Annotated in this window: 16 protein-coding genes; 5 read left to right on the top strand and 11 right to left on the bottom strand. The window is 61.8% G+C overall.

The window, feature by feature from the left end; translation table 11 throughout:
- Positions 1-77: 77 nt before the first annotated feature.
- From NDJ82_RS23995 to NDJ82_RS23960, 8 genes are all read right to left on the bottom strand, one after another.
- Positions 78-5,777, bottom strand: a complete 5,700-nt coding sequence (locus NDJ82_RS23995) for a membrane-targeted effector domain-containing toxin (RefSeq protein WP_250926428.1) — start codon at positions 5,775-5,777, stop codon at positions 78-80.
- 112 nt (positions 5,778-5,889) lie between these two features.
- Positions 5,890-7,581, bottom strand: a complete 1,692-nt coding sequence (gene nagE / locus NDJ82_RS23990) for an N-acetylglucosamine-specific PTS transporter subunit IIBC (protein ID WP_250926427.1) — start codon at positions 7,579-7,581, stop codon at positions 5,890-5,892.
- Positions 7,582-7,607: 26 nt separating this feature from the next.
- Positions 7,608-10,121, bottom strand: coding sequence for a phosphoenolpyruvate--protein phosphotransferase (gene ptsP, locus NDJ82_RS23985; RefSeq protein WP_250926426.1), 2,514 nt, complete (start codon positions 10,119-10,121; stop codon positions 7,608-7,610).
- Between the two features lie 36 nt (positions 10,122-10,157).
- Positions 10,158-11,168, bottom strand: a complete 1,011-nt coding sequence (locus NDJ82_RS23980; RefSeq protein WP_502941246.1) for an SIS domain-containing protein — start codon at positions 11,166-11,168, stop codon at positions 10,158-10,160.
- Positions 11,161-12,267, bottom strand: coding sequence for an N-acetylglucosamine-6-phosphate deacetylase (gene nagA / locus NDJ82_RS23975; RefSeq protein WP_099585585.1), 1,107 nt, complete (start codon positions 12,265-12,267; stop codon positions 11,161-11,163). The genes NDJ82_RS23980 and nagA overlap by 8 nt, the downstream gene beginning before the upstream one ends.
- 10 nt (positions 12,268-12,277) lie before the next feature.
- Entirely contained in the window at positions 12,278-13,036 is a 759-nt protein-coding gene (locus NDJ82_RS23970) for a GntR family transcriptional regulator (protein WP_099585584.1), read from the bottom strand.
- A gap of 261 nt (positions 13,037-13,297) precedes the next feature.
- Complete coding sequence (locus NDJ82_RS23965; RefSeq protein ID WP_099585583.1) at positions 13,298-13,801, bottom strand: L,D-transpeptidase family protein; 504 nt, start codon at positions 13,799-13,801, stop codon at positions 13,298-13,300.
- A gap of 28 nt (positions 13,802-13,829) precedes the next feature.
- Entirely contained in the window at positions 13,830-14,378 is a 549-nt protein-coding gene (locus NDJ82_RS23960; RefSeq protein ID WP_099585582.1) for an NUDIX hydrolase, read from the bottom strand.
- 146 nt (positions 14,379-14,524) lie between these two features.
- Between NDJ82_RS23960 and NDJ82_RS23955 the strand changes: the two genes are divergently transcribed.
- The 5 genes from NDJ82_RS23955 to purT all read left to right on the top strand — a co-directional run bounded on the left by NDJ82_RS23955 (position 14,525) and on the right by purT (position 17,771).
- Complete coding sequence (locus NDJ82_RS23955; RefSeq protein WP_033898592.1) at positions 14,525-15,127, top strand: CoA pyrophosphatase; 603 nt, start codon at positions 14,525-14,527, stop codon at positions 15,125-15,127.
- Between the two features lie 36 nt (positions 15,128-15,163).
- Positions 15,164-15,688, top strand: a complete 525-nt coding sequence (locus tag NDJ82_RS23950; RefSeq protein WP_250926424.1) for a gamma carbonic anhydrase family protein — start codon at positions 15,164-15,166, stop codon at positions 15,686-15,688.
- On the top strand, positions 15,685-15,900 hold the full coding sequence (locus NDJ82_RS23945; RefSeq protein WP_158877165.1) for a DUF1289 domain-containing protein: 216 nt from the start codon (positions 15,685-15,687) through the stop codon (positions 15,898-15,900). The genes NDJ82_RS23950 and NDJ82_RS23945 overlap by 4 nt, the downstream gene beginning before the upstream one ends.
- Before the next feature lie 152 nt (positions 15,901-16,052).
- A complete protein-coding gene (locus NDJ82_RS23940; RefSeq protein ID WP_099585579.1) occupies positions 16,053-16,520 on the top strand; it encodes a VUT family protein in 468 nt (155 codons plus the stop codon).
- Positions 16,521-16,589: 69 nt separating this feature from the next.
- Entirely contained in the window at positions 16,590-17,771 is a 1,182-nt protein-coding gene (gene purT / locus NDJ82_RS23935) for a formate-dependent phosphoribosylglycinamide formyltransferase (protein WP_250926423.1), read from the top strand.
- Positions 17,772-17,820: 49 nt separating this feature from the next.
- Here purT and NDJ82_RS23930 read toward each other — a convergent pair whose 3' ends face one another.
- The 3 genes from NDJ82_RS23930 to NDJ82_RS23920 all read right to left on the bottom strand — a co-directional run bounded on the left by NDJ82_RS23930 (position 17,821) and on the right by NDJ82_RS23920 (position 21,393).
- Positions 17,821-19,131, bottom strand: a complete 1,311-nt coding sequence (locus NDJ82_RS23930) for an MFS transporter (protein ID WP_099585577.1) — start codon at positions 19,129-19,131, stop codon at positions 17,821-17,823.
- A gap of 192 nt (positions 19,132-19,323) precedes the next feature.
- Complete coding sequence (locus tag NDJ82_RS23925) at positions 19,324-20,568, bottom strand: transporter associated domain-containing protein (RefSeq protein ID WP_158877163.1); 1,245 nt, start codon at positions 20,566-20,568, stop codon at positions 19,324-19,326.
- Positions 20,569-20,580: 12 nt separating this feature from the next.
- The gene (locus tag NDJ82_RS23920) at positions 20,581-21,393 is read right to left on the bottom strand and encodes a cytochrome C assembly family protein (protein WP_099585575.1); all 813 of its coding nucleotides are present in this window, start codon (positions 21,391-21,393) and stop codon (positions 20,581-20,583) included.
- Positions 21,394-21,443 lie beyond the last annotated feature (50 nt).

Here is a 21,443-nt window from a genome sequence, read left to right as displayed (position 1 = left end):
TACTGCAGCAACACAAAACCCGTCGAGCCCTTTGGGCCGGCGGGTTTTTTATTGGCTTGGTGACCGTAGTCGCAGTTTTACGGGGCGGGTGTCAAGTTGACTTCAAACCTGAGGGCGCTCTCCAGGGTTTTTGGCGAGATGAAGCGCTTGTCCTTCAAGTGCCAACGATCAATGAAAAACAACCCGTTATCGTCGATCTGGATAGGGGTCGATACAATTTCACCGCTGCTGGAATGATGCAGCAGGTTCATTTCAGTGCTTGAAGGGTTTTCTATCAGAAAGTACCCAGGGCGGCTTAATCGCGACCTGTCGGCTGTGGTGAAGAACGGCGATGACCGCCGGCCTTCTACACCGACTTTCAAGGTGAAATCGCTTCGGGCGGCACCGGGTTTCAGGCCCGTGTTGATCTCCCAGGTGTCGGGGTGGATACCGGTGGGCGGTGACGGTGACGGCGCAACGTCCCGTACGTAGAGACTGACCGCATCATGCAACTCCACCAGCCCGGGTACACCCTTGTTTGTATTGGTGTGGGCATTGCCGACAAAGGCCACCCATTTGTGAGCGCCTTGTGCGGCCTGGTCGGCCTCGATCACCTGTGATGCATAAAAGCTGAAGAGGCTGTTGCGGTTCAGGCCTTCACTGTCCACAAGACCTTTGAGGTAGTAACTGGCTGTGCAGTCCAGCGCCTTGATGCGAATCCCGTGTTTGTTTGCTTTCTCGATGACAGCGGTGAAGTGACTACCGCCCTCGTACCCGAGCATGTGTCCCCTGTTCAGCGCTGCCAGGTACTGTTCCAGTTTTCTGTTCAACAGGGCGGTCTTGAAAAACGTATCCAGATCCCGCTGGAACAGGTCGCTTGGCAGGTGTTCGAAATAGAGCGTCTTGACCCCCAGTTGCTCAAACGTACTCATGTGCTTGATCAGGAACGCCTTGCTCGACTGGTCACTGTGAACTTCGCCGATCACCAATCCTGCGGCGTCACGTTTGAAAATCTGACGGATGAACGTGTCGGCCGAGGTATCGGGTTTTATTTCAGGCAAGGCGGACCTGGCAGTCGCCGTCCGGTTCTTAAAGTATGTCTGCGCGTGATCCTGCAGCCGAAGGCGGGTTTCTTTAAAGGCACTGATTGCGCGGCGACCTTCAGCGTCAGAGGGAACATAGCGGGTGTCCAGCCCATCTGGGTGCCGGATCATTTGCAGCACGCGGTCGTGAAACTCGGGAGGCAGGTCGAACTTGGCAAGCACGCTTGTCGAAGGCGATACCGGACTTGTTGAAGGCCCGGCAGTGGCGATGCCTTTGTAGGAAGTGCGCATCGTCAGTCGGTAGTCGGCTTTGGCAAGTGCGTCTTCCGGTATGCCGCCAGCGGTATCTGCCCAGATCCCCACCGGCTGGTTCGGCCCCACATCTTCTATGCGCAGGGCGATGGTTTTTTGCAGGTCGGCCATGCCCGGAATCTGATTGAAAGTGCTCATGCGGGTTTGATGAACCAGTGCAATCCAGCCGTCATCCGGGTGAGCGGCGATGTCGGCTTCAATGACTTTATGCGAGTAGAAGTTTCTGAGGTCGTTGGTCCGGGGCGTAGTGGGCGGCGTGTCACCGAACATCAGCGCATCGTCGAGCTTGTACGAGGTGGTGGCGTCCAGCGCCTTGATGGCGATGCCTTTTTTACGCGCGGTTTTAATGAGCATGGCGTACGAATAATGGGAATGCCTGTTGAAGCCAAAAGTCTCGTCGAGGGTGTTGAGGTGGCGATCAAGGTGCATTGACGACCGGCCAGGCGTGAGCTTTGCCAGCTTCGGCGCGAACACATCGCCCGGTATGTATTCCAGGTAGAGGCGTTTTATGTTCTGCCCGACGAACGCGTCGAGGTTGTCGATCAGGAATTTTTTGCTGGCAATGGAGCTGGGAATTTCGCCGATGACCAGGCCTTTGTTTTCGCCCACCAGCTGTTTGATCAGCGTGCGGTGAGGCGTGCTGGCCTCCAGCGCCAACACGTCGGCGCGTGGCGGCGGGATGTCCAGGTAGGTGAAGAAATTTTTTGCATCGTTGGCCAGGTTCGCGACCTGTTTTTGATACGCCTCATAGGCGGGCTGGTTGAGCAGGGCCAGAGAGAATCGGGTCCGCTCAGCGTAATCGGCTTGTTGGCGCAGAAACCGTTTGACCGATTCGGGGTTGAGGATCAACTCAAATTCGGGCAGGTGCTTTTTGGGAATTTCGTACGGATCCAAGGGTTGCAGTGGTTCGGGGACCTTTTCATATTTAGGTCCTGGAGCACCGCCCTTCACGCCGGTACGTACCCAACGTCCGTCGGCATCCGGCGCTGCCAGGCGGCTGGTGGACACCAGTCTGCCGCTGGTGGGATCTGCGCGGTAGAGCAGGTAGCGTCCGATCGGGTCAGGTGTTTTCGGTGCCCAGAGCAACTGGCCTTCATGGATGACCGGCTGCATTGTGGCCGGGGTGAGCGGCGGCGGGTCCAGCTGTTCGATCAACTGCATGGCCTGGCGTTGTTCGGCGGTCCGTGCGACCTGGCGTAGCGGCCGACTCGCTTTGGCAAGGAGGCCCAGCGCCGGACGCAAGTCGGTGGCCAGCGCGCCAGCGGTATTGAGCACAAACCCGATGTAATGCCCGAGCGCCGCACCGGCGTCACCCTGGTTGTAGGCGTGCAGGGCAAGCATGCCGTCCTTGAACGCCAGCAATGCGCCCACGCTCAGGCTGACAACGGGAAAGGGCGCGGTGGCAATAGCTGTCAGCAACTCGACGCAAGTCCACAGAATGCCGCTGATCATCTGCGTGCGGCTGACGGTCGTCGCGTTGACGTTGTCGATTTTGCGCTGGATGTTCATGTTGTACAGCAGTCTGCGCAGATCGGGCACACCGGGGAGTGCGTGGATCGAGTCGTAGAACGCTGTGCTGCGGCTGGTACTGTCGATGTGTTCGGGGAGGTTGTCCGCAGCCCGCTGCAGAAAAGTGCGGACACGCATCTGCGACTGCAGGCCGACGCGCTCCATCAGATAGCCGGGCATGCCTTTGGTTTTTTTCAGCAGATAGTTGAATTGCCGGGCTTCGCGAAAGCTGATGCCGTCGGGGGCTTGCGGGGTGTACAGCAAGACCGGGTTGTCGGCGTGGCTGAACAGGTAGCAGCCGATCACCCAATCGCCATCGATCATCAGGCGATGGATCGGATAGGTGCTGCGTGCCGAGGCCGAGGTGTCGCCCATGGCATCGATGCTGCGTTCCAGCCAGTCCAGATCCACCCCGGCAATGTCGCCGAGCAAGCGCGACTCCAGCGCGGCGTTGCGCAATTGCAACTGGGTGATTGCCAAGGTGGCGTTGCGTCGGTAGTGATAGTCGGCCTGGGTTTCGTCGAGCAGTTGCGACTTGACGAGGTTGATATAGCGCTGGCCAATCCAGACTCCCGTGACCGAACGCGCCACCTGTTCCGGGCTCAAGGCGCTCAGATCAAGCCCTGGAGGGCCTTTGAAGCGGGCCGACCGGGAAAACTGCTCGTTGATAAAGCCTATCCCGTCGGCGTGCCCGTCACGAAACAACTGCGTATAGCTGATGGGCGCCGAGGGCTTTACGAATAATTCAGGCGGGGCGTAGGCCCAGACGGTATCCGGATCGATATCGTTTTGCGCGCGGCCCAGCAGGCGGTTTAGTTGTGCCTTGGCCTGTTGGTGCACGTAAGTTTCAAAGGCCGGGACGTGCGCCTCGGATCGAGTATCTGCCTGATAGAGGGCTTGGGCGCCGACGGCGTCGTCGGCCTGGGTCGCCAGTTTTTTACGCAGATCGGCCGTCGTCGAGCGATACCAGGCCGGCGTGGCGTAATCGTAATCATCGATTCGCCGGCTCAGCAGATGTTCCGCCATGATCGTCAGGCATTGGGCGTGATTGCACGGCGCATTGAAGGTGATTTCTTCATGCTCCTTTGCCGCTGGCTTGAAGCTCAGGCCGGTCAGCAGCTGTTTCAGCTTGGGTTGAAAACGCAAAGGCACCTGCTGCAATACGTATTCGCTCATGCCGGGTGTGCCGTTGTGCAGGCACCAGCCGAGGATATGCGCCTGCAGGTCGACTTCTTTGTTGAACCTCTGCCATTGCATGCCGCTCGGCGCATCGGGCGTGCACAGCAACAGACGCTGGATCGATCCGTTGGCATCGCGCTGGCGCAACACCCACAGGTCGCGCAGTTGCGCGCCGTGAAACGACACACTCGACGCCTCCAGCTGCGCATCGTTGCCTTCACGCAGGCGTTGTACGAGGCGGTAATCGTCATCGCTGATATGCCCCTGCAACGTGGCCAGATACGCGAGTGCCTGGATGCGTTGGTCGAGCATTCGCTCGATAGCGGTTTTCAGCGGCGGCTGTTGCTGGATGGATTTTTGAACGTTGGCAAAGTCCAGGCGGGGTTGCAGTTGCGTCAGCACTTCAACCAGATACGCGGGTGTCAGCGATCCATAATCATCCTCAAGCGGCTCACCGGCATAGGTGAGCCGGGTGTTTGTGAGAAACGCGCTACCCGGTTCTTCATCATGGGTGTGCAGACCTCGCAGGGCCAGTTCGACAAGATTTTTGTGATCGTCGTATTCGCCGACGTCGACCACGTGGCGACGCGTGCTGATGTGCAGTTGCTGGGGATCGAGATCGTGAATGTCCAGGTCATCACTCAGGCGTTCGAGCAACTGGTAACGCGCCAGGGCGTGCGGGGTGGCGGCGGGGCCGAACAGGTCCAGCAGGTTCTGGCGTGCCTCGTTGTAGCTGGCCAGGTGCTCGGCGAGCAGCTGGCGCCGGGTGACGCTGGCGCTGCGATACCAATCCGGAGCGCTCAGGCGCAAGTGTCGCTCCAATAATGCCTGGGCGCGCAGCTCCAGGTAGGCCGTCAGGTCGGGCAGCGTCTGCTGGAGCGCACGTTCAAGGCGCTGCATCAACTGCGCTGCGCTGTGGGCTGGGTTGTCCGTGGTGTTCAATGCCCATTCGATGTCCTGGCGGCGTTTCTCCAGCAGGCTGTCGTAACTGTGTTCGAACAGCGGCTTGTCGCTGATGGGCGAGAGGGCCAGCGGCCAGATCGCGACCGTCGGCAAATGCTGGTAACGCGCCGGGAGCAGTTGGCTGAATTCGTTGACGTGCAGCAAGTGGGCGTTGAGTTCACCCAATGAGTCAAAGGCTTCCAGGCCGCGAACGGGAGTGAACAACAAGACCCTGCCGGGCAAGGCTGAGGTTGCCAGGTCATTGACCGGCGCCACGAACGGTAAGCTGATGATAAACGCACCAGCCAGTTCTACGGTGTGCTCCTGGTACTGGAACGTCAGGGCCCACGCCGCGGGACGCAACTGCGGGCCGAGGCTCAGCCTCTGCACGTCCTTGAAGTCATCCCGGTGCAACAGGCGATCCTCGACGCCCAGTTTGGCCTGATGTTCAAGGGCAGTGAAACCGGCGGTATAGGTCATGAATGTCTTGCGCGACTGATTCGAGATCAGCTCACGCGCCTCCAGGTCCGACAGCCTCTGCGCCAGCTCACGCTTGAGCGCGTCCAGCACTCGCCGGCCGTCATCGGTGTGCAGGTCGGCCGAGGCGAGCGCCTCAAAGGCGGCGCGACTGTTTTTGAAAAACACCCGGTTGGCGGATATGAGTGTGGTGTTCAGTTGTTCGAGGAAGGCCAGCGAGGCCGAGGATTTTTGCCCGATTCGCGGCAGCTCGACCTTCAGTAAATGACGGGCGATGTTGGCAATATCACCTTTGATCGCGTCGTAGGAAGGGGGTGTAACGTCAGCGGTGCTCATAGGCCCGTTTTCCATGCTGAGGAGTAGAGTCGTCAGCATGGAAAAGCTGGGATGGCGGTGGGCGGTATATAGGTGGGCCAGGCCTGGGCGCTAGCCTGCAGCCACTACCGCTTCAGGCCTGGCACTTGACCAATCGTTCCAGCGCTTGACCCAATCCGGGTGCCTTGTCACCCATCAACAGGTGCCAGACACCGCTTTCTAGCTGGCGTACACCCAGGCAGCCCCGCGCAGTGAGATCAGCTTCAGACAAGCCTGAGTCATCTGCCAACTCCACCCGCAAGCGCGTCATCGCCACCACTTCCAACTGGCGCACATTCGCCCGGCCACCCAAGGCATCCAGCCATTTTTCGGCTTCCCGCACATTCACCTCGACCGGCTTATCCACAGGCGCAACCGCCACGGGCGCAGTCGCGGCAAACGACGGCATGGCCAGTCGGATCTCATCCGCAATGCTGTCCGCCATCGGCCCGACCACCACTTGCAAACTGCCACCATTGCCTGGCCGTACCACTGCCATGGCGCCCAGCGCTTTCAGTTGCGTGTCTGCCGCTTTGTTGCGATCAACCAGGTCCAAACGCAACCGTGTCGTGCAAGCACCGACGCTCAATAAATTTTCTGCACCGCCCAACGCACTGATATAGGCGGCGGCGCGCTGGTTGTCGGTCATGGTTTGCGCCTGTGCGACGACGATGTCTTCGCGTCCTGGCGTCTTGAGGTTGAAGCGGCGGATGCAGTAGCTGAACACGCTGTAGTAGATCAGTGCATACGCCACGCCGACCGGCACCACCCGCCAGCCGTTGGTGGATTTGCCCCAGCCCAGCACCATGTCGATGAAGCCGCCGGAGAAGGTGAAGCCCAGGTGAATGTCCAGCAGGTTGGTGACGGCCATCGACAGGCCGGTCAACAGCGCGTGCAGCAGGAACAGGAACGGCGCGAGGAACATGAACGCAAATTCGATGGGTTCGGTCACCCCCGTGAGGAACGATGTCAGGGCCATCGACAGGAAAATCCCGCCCATGATTTTACGGCGCTCCGGCAACGCGTGGCGGTACATCGCCAGGCACGCGGCGGGCAGGCCGAACAGCATCACTGGGAACATGCCGGTCATGAACTGGCCGCCGTTGGGGTCGCCGCCAAAATAGCGGGTCAGGTCGCCGGTCACCACCGCGCCTGTCGCCGGATCAGTGAAACTGCCGAACACAAACCAGGCCATGTTGTTGAGGATATGGTGCAGGCCGGTGACGATCAGCAAGCGGTTGAACACACCAAAAATAAACGCACCGAGGCTGCCGCTTTCCATCAGCAACACGCCGAAGCTATTGATGCCGTGTTGGATCGGCGGCCAGATCAGCCCAAAGATTACCCCCAGCCCGACCGCACTGAACCCCGTGACAATCGGCACAAACCGTCGCCCGCCAAAAAATGCCAGGTATTCCGGGAGCTTGATGTCCTTGAAGCGGTTGTACAGCGCGCCGGCCATCAAGCCGCTGACGATACCGGCGAGCATGCCCATGTTGATGGTGGTATCCATCACCTTGAGCGTCGAGATCATCACCAGGTAACCGATCGCCCCGGCCAGCCCGGCCGTGCCGTTATTGTCGCGGGCAAAACCCACGGCGATACCGATGGCGAAGATCAGCGCCAGGTTGGCGAAGATCGCCTGCCCGGCATCGTGCATCACCGCGATGTTCAGCAGGTCGGTGTCACCCAGGCGCAGCAGCAGGCCGGCAATCGGCAGGATCGCGATGGGTAGCATCAGCGCACGGCCCAGGCGTTGCAGGCCTTCAATAAACAGTTGGTACATGGCGAGTCTCCTTTTTCTTGTTGTTGTCAGCTCAATGGCCAGTGGCGGTGACAGGCTTGGCGAACGGCCTTGGCGCTGCTCAGGTTGAGCAATTCCTGGCTCCGTTGCCGGCATTGCGCGGCGTCCAGATGGCGCACGCGATCCTTGATTTCGCCAATTTGCGGCGGACTCACGGACAGCTCGCGCACCCCGAGGCCAACCAGCACGGGAGTGGCCAGCGGGTCGGAGGCCAGGGCGCCACACACACCGACCCACCGGCTATGCTTCGCCGCGCCTGCGCAGGTCTGGGCAATCAGGCGCAACAGCGCCGGGTGCAGCGCATCGACCCGGGCGGCCAGGCCGGCGTGGTCACGGTCCATGGCCAGGGTGTATTGCGACAGGTCATTGGTGCCGATGGACAGAAAGTCCGCATGTTCGGCCAGTTGTTCGGCCATCAGCGCGGCGGCCGGTACTTCGATCATCACCCCCAGTTCCGGGCGTTGGGTCAATTCCAGTTCGGCACATAGCTCATCCAGGCGCTGGCGGATGTGCAGCAACTCGTCGACTTCGCTGACCATCGGCAACAGGATCCGGCAGCGGGCCAGCGGGCTGACTTGCAGGAGGGCGCGCAGTTGCTGGTCGAGCAGTTCCGGGCGCACCTGGGCCATGCGGATACCGCGCAGGCCCAGCACCGGATTGGCCTCGGCGGGCAACGGCAGATAATCGAGTTGCTTGTCGCCGCCGACGTCGATGGTGCGGATGATCACCGACTTGTCGCCCATGGCATCCAGCACGGCCTGATAGGCCAGGCGCTGTTCCTGTTCATCGGGCGCGGTGTGGCGGTCAACGAACAGGAATTCGGTGCGCAGCAGGCCGACGCCGTCGGCGCCGTTTGCAAAGGCAAGCTGTGCTTCGCTGCTGGAGGCCACATTGGCGGCGACTTCGACACCTACGCCGTCGAGGGTCTGGGCCGGCGTCCGGGCGAGGGTCTGTTGCTGCTGGCGCTTGAGCTTTTGCGCATCGCGGATCTGATGGACTTCGGCGTGTCGTGCCTCGTCGGGGTGCAGTTCAAGGCGGCCATGGGCAGCGTCCAGCACCACCCGTTGGCCTTGCGGTACATCCAGCACTTCGCCGCCCAATGCCACTACGCACGGCAAACCTTTGCCCCGGGCCAGGATCGCCACGTGGGAGGTGGCGCCGCCTTCGGCCATGCAGATGCCGGCCGCGTTTTGCGCGCTCAGTTGCAGCAGGTCCGAGGGAGTCAGTTCATGGGCGACGACAATGGCGCCAGCGGGCAACTCAAATTGCCAGGCCTCGCCCAGCAGTGCGCGCAATACTCGTTGCTGCAAATCCCGCAGATCGTTGGCGCGCTCGGCAAACAAGGGTTTACCCAAACCCAGCAACACCGCGCATTGGGCCTGGATTGCATTGCGCCAGGCATGGGTGGCGGCGCTACCTTGTTCGATGGCGCCAGTGGCGGCGTCCAGTAGTGTCGGGTCTTCCAGCAGGGCCAGATGGGCGGCGAAGATCTCTTCTTCCTCGACGGCCTTGCGCTGGCGGGCGTGCTCCAGGGTATTGCGGATTTCGCCGCGTACCCGTTCCAGGGCGCTGTTCAGGTGTTGCAGTTGTTCATCACGCGCATGGTTACCCGGGTCCTGCGGCAGCTCGATGGTGTCGAGCCGGAACAGCGGCCCGCAGACCAGGCCGGGGGCTGCGCAGACACCCTGCAATACGCCCGCTTCGGTATTGAGCGGGCGTGCCGCGACGATCACCGGGGCGTGCACTTCTTCGTGGGTGGCAACGGATAACGCTGCGACCAGTGCCTGCAACGCCGCATCACAATCCTTGCCCTGGCAGGTGACCTGTATCTCGTCCTGCTCACCGATGCCCAACCCCATCAACCCCATCAGGCTGGCGCACGACGCCGATTTACCGGCGAAATGCAGCTGCGACTGGCTGCTGAAGCCTTGGGCGGTCTTGCGGATCAGGGCGGCGGGGCGCGCATGCAGGCCGCCGCGATGGGTGATGCGCACGCTGGCGCTGGCATGTGCCTGGGAGTTGTCGGCCACCGCAGCCTGCACGACGCCAGCCTGACGCGCGACGATGCGCAGCAATGCCTCGCCGACCTTCACAGTATTCAACGCCACCGGGCGCACTTCGAACTGTTCGCCATTGGTGAGAATGATCAGGCTGACCAGGCTTTTGCACTGGCGGGCGATGCGGTCCAGGTCAAAGCGCACCAGGGCTTGCCCGTTGCTGACCCGCGTACCTTCCTTGACCAGTAAGGCGAAGCCTTCGCCTTGCAGTTCGACGGTGTCGATACCCACGTGCAGCAGGACTTCGGCGCCATTGTCGGCGCGGATGGTCAGGGCGTGGCCGGTACGGGCAACATGGATCACCACGCCAGCGCACGGCGCATGCAGGCAGTCGTTGAGGGGGTCAATGGCAATCCCGTCGCCCATGGCGCCACTGGCGAACACTTCATCTGGAACGTTGCCCAGGGTCAGCACCGGTCCGCTAAGAGGGGCGCTGAGGGTGAGGTCATTATTATTGTCGGGCATGGGCACGGTACTCATCAGGAAACGACGGAAATCAACTCAATGGGTGCGAGTGACTTTGCTCAGGTGACGGGGCTGGTCCGGGTCCATGCCCCGGGCCTGGGCCAAACCTGCAGCCATCACATAGAAGCTCTGGATCGCCAGGATCGGGTCCAGTGCCGGGTGTTCGGCACGGCTCAAGGTCAGGTCGCGTTCGTCGATATCGTCGGGCGCGGCCAGCAGTACTCGGGCGCCACGTTGGCGCATTTCCGCGGCCAGGGTCAGCAGGCCCGGCTGTTCGGCGCCGCGTGGGGCGAATACCAGCAGCGGGTAGTTGTCATCAATCAACGCCATCGGGCCGTGGCGCACTTCGGCGCTGCTGAAGGCTTCGGCCTGGATCGCCGAGGTTTCCTTGAGTTTGAGCGCGGCTTCCTGGGCGATGGCAAACCCGGCGCCACGGCCGATGACCATCAGGCGTTGGCAGTCGCGCAGGGCGAGGATGGCCAGGCTCCAGTCCTGAGTCGCCGCTTCGCGCAGGCCGGCGGGCAAGGCATCGCAGGCGTCGAGCAGGCCGTCTTCGTGATTCCAGTGGCCGACCAACTGGGCGCTGGCGCTCAAGGTGGCGATAAAGCTCTTGGTCGCGGCCACGCTGCGCTCGGGGCCTGCGCACAGTGGCACATGGAATTCGCAGGCGGCTTCCAGGGGCGAGTCTTCGGCATTGACCATCGACACACTCAAGGCCCCGCGCTTGCGCAGCAGGCGCAGGCTGTTGACCAGGTCCGGGCTCTGCCCCGACTGGGAGAACCCGAAAGCCACCTGACCGCTGACCTTCAGCGGCGCCTGGGACAGCGTCACCACGGACATCGGCAACGACGCCACCGGAACGCCCACGTGCTGCATGGCCAGGTAGGCGAAGTAGCTGGCGGCGTGGTCCGAGCTGCCACGGGCGATGGTCATCGCCACTTGCGGCGGCTGGCGGCGCAGGCGTCCGGCGATCTCTTCGAGTATCGGGTTCAGGCGTTGCAGTTGCGCCGCGACGGCCTCACAGGAGGCCAGGGCCTCTTCAAGCATTTTTGAAGTCAATGGTTTCTCCTTCGACCATTACGTCGGTGAGGTGCAGGGAGCGGTCCAGGCGTACGCAGTCGGCAAAGCTGCCGGGTTGCAGGCGGCCGCGTTGTTCCAGACCCAGATAGTCCGCCGGAAATTGCGACAGGCGCTGTGAGGCTTCGTTGACAGGCAGGCCGATCTTCACCAGGTTGCGCAGCGCCTGATCCATGGTCAGGGTGCTGCCGGCCAGGGTGCCGTCGGCCAGGCGTACGCCGCCCAGGCATTTGGTCACGGTGTGGCTGCCCAGCTTGTACTCACCGTCGGGCATGCCGGCGGCGGCGGTGGAGTCGGTGACGCAGTACAGGCACGGGATCGAGCGCAGGGCCACGCGCATGGCGCCGGGGTGCACGTGCAGCAGGTCCGGGATCAGTTCTGCGTAGGTCGCATGAGCCAATGCCGCGCCGACGATGCCCGGCTCGCGGTGATGCAGCGGGCTCATGGCGTTGTACAAATGGGTGAAACTGGTCGCGCCGGCAGCCAGGGCGGCGACGCCTTCCTCATAGCTGCCCAGGGTGTGGCCGATTTGCATGCGCACGCCGCGTTGGCTGAGGGCGCGGATCAGGCCGTCATGGCCGGCGATTTCCGGGGCTATGGTGATCACCCGGATCGGTGCCAGGCGCAAATATTCCTCGACCTCGGCCATCAATGCGGTGTGGGCGAAGTTGGGTTGCGCGCCAAGTTTGCCGGGATTGATGTAGGGACCTTCCAGGTGTACGCCCAGTACACGGGCGCTGCCGGCCGGGCGGTGTTCGCAGAACTGGCCGAGTTCACCGAGCACCCGGGAGATTTCCTCGACCGGGGCAGTCATGGTGGTGGCCAGCAGCGAGGTGGTGCCGAAGCGCACATGGGTGCGGGTGATGGTCTCGAAGGCGTCGATGCCTTCCATGATGTCCTTGCCGCCGCCACCGTGCACATGCAGGTCGATAAAACCCGGCAGCAAGTAGGGCAGGTCGTTGTCGGCCGGATCGCAAGGCACACCTTCGACGGCGCTGACCTTGCCTTCGTGGTGCACCAGGCGGCCGCGAATCCAGCCGTGGGGCGTGAGGATATTGTCTTCGGACATGGGCAGTTCTCTAAGGCCGCAACTCGGCGGCAAAGTCGTATCGACGCAGCTCTGCGACAAAGTCGTAGTAATCGTTGCGGCAGTAGGTGTCGGTGATCTCGATCGGCGTGTTGTCGGCGGTGTAGCCCACGCGGGTCATCAGCAGCATGGCGGTGCCGGGGGCGATGCCCACCAGGGCGGCGAACTCGTCCGAGGCGTTGACCGCCTGGATATGCTGCAGGGCACGCACGATGGGCTTGCCGATACTTTCCAGGTACTCGTACAGCGAGCTGCCGATGGCTTGCGGTTGCGGCAGCACCGAGGCGGGCAGGGTGGTCATCTCAATGGCCATGACGGTGTCGTCGGCTTTACGCAAACGCTTGAGGCGCGCCACTTTGTCGGTGGGCGACAGGGCCAGGCGGATCAGTTCTTCGTGGGTCGGCGGGGTGATGTCGCGTTCCAGCCATTGTGAGCTGGGCACAAAGCCCTTGAGGCGCAACATCTCGCTGAAGCCCGACAGGCGCGACAGCGGCTGCTCCAGGCGTGGAGTGATAAAGGTGCCGGAGCCCTGGCTGCGGCGGATCAGGCCTTGGGCAAACAACACTTCCAGCGCCTTGCGGGCGGTGACCCGCGAGATGCTCAACTGCTCGCTGAGGACGCGTTCCGACGGCAGTGCCTGTTCGGACTTCCACTCGCCGGCATGAATGGCGGCTTCGAGCTTGCGGGCCAATTGCAGGTACAGCGGGGTGGATTGCTTGTCGTCTGGGCGTAGGGCCAGGATGGGATTCATCTGTCAGGTTTCCGATGCGTTATTGGAGTGTTGTCGCCCGGTATTGGCCGAAAATTAATACCACTTAAATACCATGTCAATCCTGCCAAAACGGTGCAGATACGGCTTTCTTGGCCCTATAACGGGGCTTGGTCTCAAGTGGTATTAGAGAGGTCTTTATGGCGCGCAGAAAAGCGCAGCCCGCGCGGTGAACTGGTATTCACCGGCAGGCGTTGTGAGAGGCGGGGATTTTTTTTGAATTATTTTACGAGCGGTCGCTGATTACGGCCGGATCTCGATCAGGGTGCCGTCTTTGACCAGGGTCCAGACTTCACGCATGTCCACGTTGCGCATGCCGATGCAGCCGTCGGTCCAGTCCAGGGTGTGGAACCACTGTTCCGGGTAGTCTTCGGTGTCGGGGGTGCCGTGGATCATGATCATGCTGCCGGGCTTCACCCCTTCGCGGCGTGCGCGGGCGGCGTCGCTGATATTGGGGTAGGAGATGTGCATGGCCAGGTTGAAGCGCTCGCTGGTCTTGCGCCAGTCGATCCAGTACAGGCCTTCCGGAGTGCGGCGGTCGCCCTCGATCAGCTTGTGGCCCTTGGGGTTTTTACCCAGGGAAATGCGGTAGGTCTTGAAGGGTTTGCCGTCGTTGATCAGTTGCAACTGATGGGCGGACTTGAGCACCAGGACTTTTTCGACGGTTTTGCCGCCCAGGGTCTCCACGGTGGAAGCCGGCGACAGCGTGGCGAACGACAGGCAGAGCAGAGCAAGCAACCAACGCATTGAAACGATTTCCCTTGATGCCGGATTATTATTGGGCGGGCTTGCCCATCGGCGGCACAGCCTCGCTGCGCACCGGGTAGGACTGTTCGCGGCGGTCAGCGAAAAAGCATTCTAAGGTACGTGCCACCGTGCGGAAAGCCAGCTCGGACCAAGGGATGTCGGCTTCGTCGAACAGCTGCACTTCAAGGCTTTCGGGACCTGCAGCGTAGTCCAGGTCGACCAGCTCGGCGCGGTAGAAGATATGCACCTGGTTGATGTGCGGCACGTCGATGAGGGTGTAGATCGCCAGGTTGCGCACGCGGGCGCAGGCTTCTTCCAGGGTTTCGCGGGTGGCGGCCTGTTCGACGGTCTCGCCGTTTTCCATAAAGCCTGCGGGCAAGGTCCAGTAACCCAGGCGCGGCTCGATGGCGCGGCGGCACAACAGCACCTTGTCGCCCCACACCGGTACGGTCCCGGCGACGATATTGGGGTTCTGGTAGTGAATGGTCGAGCAGTGATCACACACAAAACGCAGGCGCCCGTCGCCTTCGGGAATGCGTTGGGACACCGGTTTGCCGCACTGGCTGCAGAATTTCATGCTGGGGTTCCTGGAAAGTGCGCCTATCTTGGCGTGGCGGGCGGGGGCCTGCAAGTTGTCGTTTAGCGACACCCGCCGGGTTTTGGGGTTGGGCGCCCGCCCGCTTTGGTGCATGATGCTTGGTAGCCAACAGACCGAGATGACTCATGCTGGACGAGCTACTTCGCCGGGTAAGCAACCACACCCCCCATACGCTGGAAACCGACGGGCGTTTCCCCGAGGCCGCGGTGCTGGTGCCGATTACCCGCAGTGACGAACCTGAGCTGATCCTGACCCTGCGCGCCAGCGGCCTGTCGACCCACGGTGGCGAAGTGGCGTTTCCCGGCGGTCGCCGCGACCCCGAAGACCCGGACCTGATTTTCACCGCCCTGCGTGAGGCCGAAGAGGAAATCGGCCTGCCGCCCGGCCTGGTCGAAGTGATTGGCCCGTTGAGCCCCCTGATTTCCCTGCACGGTATTCGCGTCACGCCTTATGTCGGTGTGATCCCCGATTACGTCGAGTACCTGGCCAACGATGCCGAAATCGCCGCCGTGTTCAGCGTGCCCCTGGATTTTTTCCGACAGGATCCGCGTGAACATACCCACAGAATCGATTACCAGGGGCGCAGTTGGTACGTGCCCAGCTATCGGTTTGGCGAGTACAAGATCTGGGGGCTGACGGCGATCATGATCGTCGAGCTGATCAACCTGCTCTATGACGACGCCCAGATCAGCCTGCACCAGCCGCCTAAAAGCTTCATCAATATCTAAAGCCATCGTTTGAATGGCGAGCCGTGAGGACACACCATGAAATACCGCCTGGGCGACGCCCGCGTCGAGACGCACCCCAACAGCTGGGTGGCACCCAATGCCACGCTGGTGGGCAAGGTCAAGCTGGAGGAGGGCGCCAATGTCTGGTTCAACGCGGTATTGCGTGGCGACAACGAACTGATCCTGATCGGCAAGAACAGCAACGTGCAGGACGGCAGCGTGATGCACACGGACATGGGCTTCCCGCTGACCTTGGGCACCGGCGTGACCATTGGCCATAACGCCATGCTGCACGGCTGCACCGTGGACGATTACAGCCTGATCGGCATCAATGCGGTGATCCTCAACGGCGCGAAAATCGGCAAGCACTGCATCATCGCCGCCAATTCGCTGATCGGCGAAGGCAAGGAAATTCCCGACGGTTCGCTGGTAATGGGCTCGCCGGGCAAAGTGGTGCGCGAGTTGACGGACGCGCAGAAGCGCATGCTCGAAGCCAGCGCCGCGCACTATGTGCATAACTCGCAGCGGTATGCCCGTGACCTGGCCGAGCAGTCAGAATGAACCCGACTGAACGCCCCGTCGCCTCGCCGTGCGTGAGCATTTGCGCGCTGGACGATGACGATATCTGCACTGGCTGCCAGCGGACGGTGGATGAGATTACCCGTTGGAGTCGTATGGATAACACCGAGCGCCGGGTGGTGCTGGGGTTGTGCCATGAGCGGGCGGTGGCGGGTGGATTGGTGTTTATGGTTTCTGGTAAATCCGGCGCCTGATAGATCGCCATCGGGGGCAAGCCCCCTCCCACAATTGAATGTATTCACAGATCAAAATGTGGGAGGGGGCTTGCCCCCGATGAGGCCCTCCCAGACGACATATTTCCAAATGTGAAGTACCCTGTGCCCCTTGTTCACAGGTCCCTCGCCCCATGCTCTTCCTGATCGCCTACATCAGCAGCGTCGTGCTGATCAACTTCGCCTTCTCCACCGCCCCGCACCTGGACGTAATCTGGTCCGCCTGGGGTGGGCTGGTCTTCATCCTGCGCGACATGGTGCAAACCCGCTTCGGCCATGGTGCGATCGTCGCCATGCTGGCGGCGCTGGTGCTGTCCTATGTCACTTCCGACCCGGCCATCGCCCTGGCCAGTGCCACGGCTTTCGCGGTGTCCGAATGCATCGACTGGCTGGTGTTCAGCATCACCAAGCGCCCACTCCACGATCGCCTGTGGATAAGTTCGGCGCTGAGCATTCCCCTCGATACGTTTATCTTCTTCGGCCTGATCGGTGCCCTGACGCCCGCAGTGGTGGGCACCGCCCTGGCCTCGAAATTCGCCGGTGTGACGGCGGTCTGGTTGATCATGGCCTGGCGCATTCGCAAGCGCGCCGTCGCCAACTGAGGCCAATTTTTACAGTTCATGTAAAATGCCGGCCTTTCTCCCCATGATCCGCTCCCCTGAGGACCTGAGATGACCCGAATCGGAACTCCATTGTCGCCAACCGCGACCCGCGTATTGATGTGTGGCTGCGGTGAGCTGGGCAAGGAAGTGGTAATCGAGCTGCAACGCCTGGGCGTTGAAGTGATTGCCGTGGATCGCTACGCCGACGCACCGGCCATGCAAGTGGCGCATCGCAGCCATGTGATCAATATGCTCGACGGCGCCGCCCTGCGTGCAGTGATCGAAGCCGAGAAGCCGCACTTCATCGTGCCGGAAATCGAAGCCATCGCCACCGGTACGCTGGTGGAACTGGAAGCCGAAGGTTTCACCGTGATCCCTACCGCCCGTGCAGCGCTGCTGACCATGAACCGTGAGGGCATTCGTCGCCTGGCTGCTGAAGAGCTGGATCTGCCCACCTCGCCGTACCACTTCGCCGACACCTTCGAAGACTACAGCAAGGCTGTCCAGGACCTGGGCTTCCCCTGCGTGGTCAAGCCGGTGATGAGTTCGTCGGGCAAGGGCCAGAGCCTGCTGCGCAGCGCTGACGACGTGCAGAAAGCCTGGGATTACGCCCAGGAAGGCGGGCGTGCCGGCAAGGGTCGGGTGATCATCGAAGGGTTTATCGACTTCGACTACGAAATCACTCTGCTGACCGTGCGTCACGTCGGCGGCACCACCTTCTGCGCGCCGGTCGGTCACCGTCAGGAGAAGGGCGATTATCAAGAGTCCTGGCAGCCTCAGGCCATGAGCCCGGTTGCCTTGGCTGAGTCCGAGCGGGTTGCCAAAGCCGTGACCGAGGCCTTGGGTGGTCGCGGTCTGTTTGGTGTGGAATTGTTCATCAAGGGTGATCAGGTGTGGTTCAGCGAAGTGTCGCCGCGCCCGCACGACACCGGTCTGGTGACCTTGATTTCTCAGGATCTGTCGCAGTTTGCCCTGCACGCACGCGCCATCCTGGGCCTGCCAATCCCGCTGATCCGTCAGTTCGGGCCTTCGGCGTCAGCGGTGATTCTGGTGGAAGGGCAATCGACGCAGACCGCCTTTGCCAACCTCGGCGCGGCACTGAGCGAGCCGGACACGGCGTTGCGTCTGTTTGGTAAGCCAGAAGTGAATGGCCAGCGCCGCATGGGCGTGGCGTTGGCGCGGGATGAGTCGATTGAAGCGGCTCGGGCCAAGGCCACCCGGGCTTCCCAGGCTGTTGTGGTAGAGCTCTAAAAGCATCGGGGGCGGTGCGACGATTCGACTTGCCCCCGATAGCGGTCTATCAGGCCACCTTGTTCAAATCATTATCCCGCGTCTCTTTCAGGCACAGCACAGCAATCAAGCTGAGCAACGCTGCCGCCGACACATACCCGCCGACATAACTCAGCCCGCCCATCGCCACCAGTTTGGTCGCGAAAAACGGTGCCGCCGAAGCGCCCACAATCCCACCCAGGTTATACGCCGCCGAAGCCCCGGTATAACGCACGCGTGTCGGGAACAGTTCCGGCAGCATCGCGCCCATCGGCGCGAAGGTCACACCCATCAGGAACAGCTCCAGCGCCAGGAACAGCGCCACGGCCCAGGTCGAACCGTGGGTCAGCAAGGGTTCCATGGTGAAGCCGGACAGGATGGCGAGAATCGCGCCGACGATCAGCACCGGCCTGCGTCCATAGCGATCACTGGCCAAGGCTGCCAGCGGTGTGGCCAACCCCATGAACAGCACCGCGAAGCACAGCAGGCCAAGGAAGGTTTCGCGGCTGTAGCCCAAGGTCGACACGCCGTAGCTCAGGGAAAACGCCGTGGTGATATAGAACAGCGCATAGCACACCACCATCGACGCGGCGCCCAGCAGTACGGGCAGCCAATGCTGGCTGAACAATTCCACCAGCGGCACCTTGACCGGTTTTTCCTTGGCCACGGCGTTGGCGAACACCGGGGTTTCATGCAGCTTCAACCGTGCATACAGGCCGACCATCACCAGCGCGGCGCTGAGGATAAACGGGATGCGCCAACCCCAACTGCGGAATTGCTCGTCGTCAAGGCTCATGGCCAGGATCAGGAACAGGCCGTTGGCCGCCAGAAACCCGATCGATGGGCCAAGCTGCGGGAACATGCCGAACCAGGCGCGTTTGCCTTTCGGAGCGTTCTCGGTGGCCAGCAGTGCCGCGCCGCCCCATTCCCCGCCCAGCCCAAGGCCTTGGCCGAAGCGCAGCACGCACAACAGGATCGGTGCCCAGGCCCCGATGGTGTCGTAGCCCGGCAGCAAGCCGATCAGCGTCGTGCACACGCCCATCAGCAGCAGCGAGGCCACCAACGTGGACTTGCGGCCGATACGGTCACCAAAGTGGCCGAACAGCGCCGAGCCCAGTGGGCGGGCGATGAAGGCGATGCCGAAAGTCAGGAACGACGCCAGCATCTGCGCGGTGCCGGAGGTCTGCGGGAAGAACACCGGGCCGATCACCAGGGCTGCGGCGGTGGCGTAGATATAGAAGTCGTAGAACTCGATGGCGGTGCCGACGATGCTCGCCGTGGCGACCCGTGCAGTCGAGTTGGTCGGGGCGGCGGTCGCGGCCTCGTTATAGGTGGTGCTCATTGAGTTATCCCTGACAGTCATTGCGCGTTTGGACGCGGATTATTATTGGTCGAACACCCGTGGATCAGGGTTGTGCGCGGTCGGGCGAAGCTTGAGTAAGCCGCAGGGATTATAGGAAGGGGTCTGGAATTACAACAAGAGCCGACACGCCGCAAATCAAAATGTGGGAGGGGGCTGTTCACCGTCAGGCAGTTACGCGGCGACGGGTATCCGGCTGGTGTGCCAGATCAGCACCTTGGCCACGCGGTTGTCCTCGGTTTCAAGGATTTCCAGGCGGTAGCGGCCGATTTTCAGGCACACCGCGCAATCCGGAATGGTCTCCAGCGCTTCGGTCACCAGGCCGTTGAGGGTCTTGGGGCCGTCGCTGGGCAGGTGCCAGCCCAGGCTCTTGTTCAGTTCGCGGATCGAGGCGGCGCCATCAATGATGTAGCGGCCATCGGGTTGCGCTTCGATATGCGGGTTGTCCGTGCCCTGTTCACTTTCGAATTCACCGACGATTTCTTCGAGGATGTCCTCAAGGGTCACGATGCCCAGCACTTCGCCATACTCATCCACCACCATGCCCAGACGTCGCTGCTGTTTGTGGAAGTTCAGCAGTTGCAGTTGCAGAGGCGTGCTTTCCGGGACGAAGTAGGGTTCGTGGCAGGCGGCGAGCAGCGCCTCTTTGGTCAGGCTGGCGTCGGGCAGCAGATGCTTGACCTGCCGGGTATTGAGCACGGCCTGGACCTGGTTGATATCACTGTGAAACACCGGCAGGCGTGTGCGTGGCGAGATGCGCAGCTGTTCGATGATGGCTTCGATCGAGTCGTCGAGGTTGATGCCGTCCACTTCGCTGCGGGGCACCAGGATGTCATTGACGGTGATGTTGTCCAAGGCGTGGATGCCGGGCATGCGAGGGGTGTGGTCGGCGTCGGGCTCGGGTTCGTCATCGTGATCGTGATCGTGACCGGGCAGAGGCTCGTCGCTCTTTTTCACCGCGCCGGATTTTCGTGCAAACGGGCGCAACAACAGCAGGCTGATGCCATTGAGCAGCCAGGCTGCGGGGTAGAGGATTTTCAACGGCACGCCCAGCAACGTATTGCCAAAGCCCAGCACCGCGTGCGGATGGCGGATAGCCAGGGCGCGAGGTAGGTAATCGGCCAGCACCAGCAGGAGTACGCAGGAAATCAGCCAGCCGAGCCAAGGACCATTCAGCGCCCAGGCATAGATCGCCAGCAGCGTGCAGAGAATCACCACGGCGGCGCGACACAGGCTGTTGCACAGGATCAGGCTGTTACGCGGGAAGTTCAGGCGGGCGGCCGCTTTATCACCCTGGCGTGTACCGGGGCGCAGGGCGAGCAAGTGGTGTTGTGCCGCTTCAATGGCGGTAAACAGCCCGGCCCATAACACCAGCAAGGCGATTACTGCGAGCATCGGCCCTAAGGGCAGGTTATCCATGATTGCTGCCCGTCAGATATGCAGGATGTATTCGCGAACCAGCTTGCTGCCGAAATAGGCCAGCATCAGCAGGCAGAAACCGGCCAGGGTCCAGCGGATCGCCTTGTGCCCACGCCAGCCGAGGCGGTTGCGGCCCCACAGCAACACGCTGAACACCACCCAGGCCAGGCACGCCAGCAGGGTTTTGTGCACCAGATGCTGGGCAAACAGGTTCTCCACGAACAGCCAGCCGGAAATCAGCGACAGCGAGAGGAGTGTCCAGCCGGCCCACAGAAAACCGAACAGCAGGCTTTCCATGGTTTGCAGCGGCGGGAAATTCTTGATCAGGCCGGAAGGGTGCTTGTGCTTGAGCTGATGGTCTTGCAACAGCAGGAGCAGGGCCTGGAACACCGCGATGGTGAACATGCCGTAGGCCAGGATCGATAACAGGATATGCGCGAGGATGCCGGGTTCTTCGTCGATCACCTGCACGGTGCCGGTGGGGGCGAATTGTGCCAGCAGCACCGTCAGCACGCCCAACGGGAAGAGCAGGACCAACAGGTTCTCGACGGGAATCCGATAACAGGCCATCAGCGTCAGGGCAATGACCGCAGCAGCGATCAGGCTGGCGGCGCTGAAAAAGTCCAGGCCCAGGCCAACCGGCGTCATCAGGTGGGTAAACAGGCTCGCGGCATGGGCCAGCAGGGCGAGGACGCCGAGGCCGACCAGCAGGCGTTTGTCTGCCTTGGTGCCTTGGGCAAGACGAGTGCCCTGATAGAGGGTCGCAGCGGCATACAAAATGGCGGCGGCGAGGCTGGGTAGCAAACTGGGTGACAAGGGGACCATAAATCCTGATAGACAAGCCCGAAAGGCGCTGAGTTTGGCATACACCTGCG

This window comes from Pseudomonas sp. SR18 (genome assembly GCF_023701505.1).
Classification (GTDB): Bacteria; Pseudomonadota; Gammaproteobacteria; order Pseudomonadales; family Pseudomonadaceae; genus Aquipseudomonas; species Aquipseudomonas cyclaminis.
The sequence above is the reverse complement of the archived record's forward strand: the minus strand, read 5'-3'. Positions and strand labels throughout refer to the sequence as shown.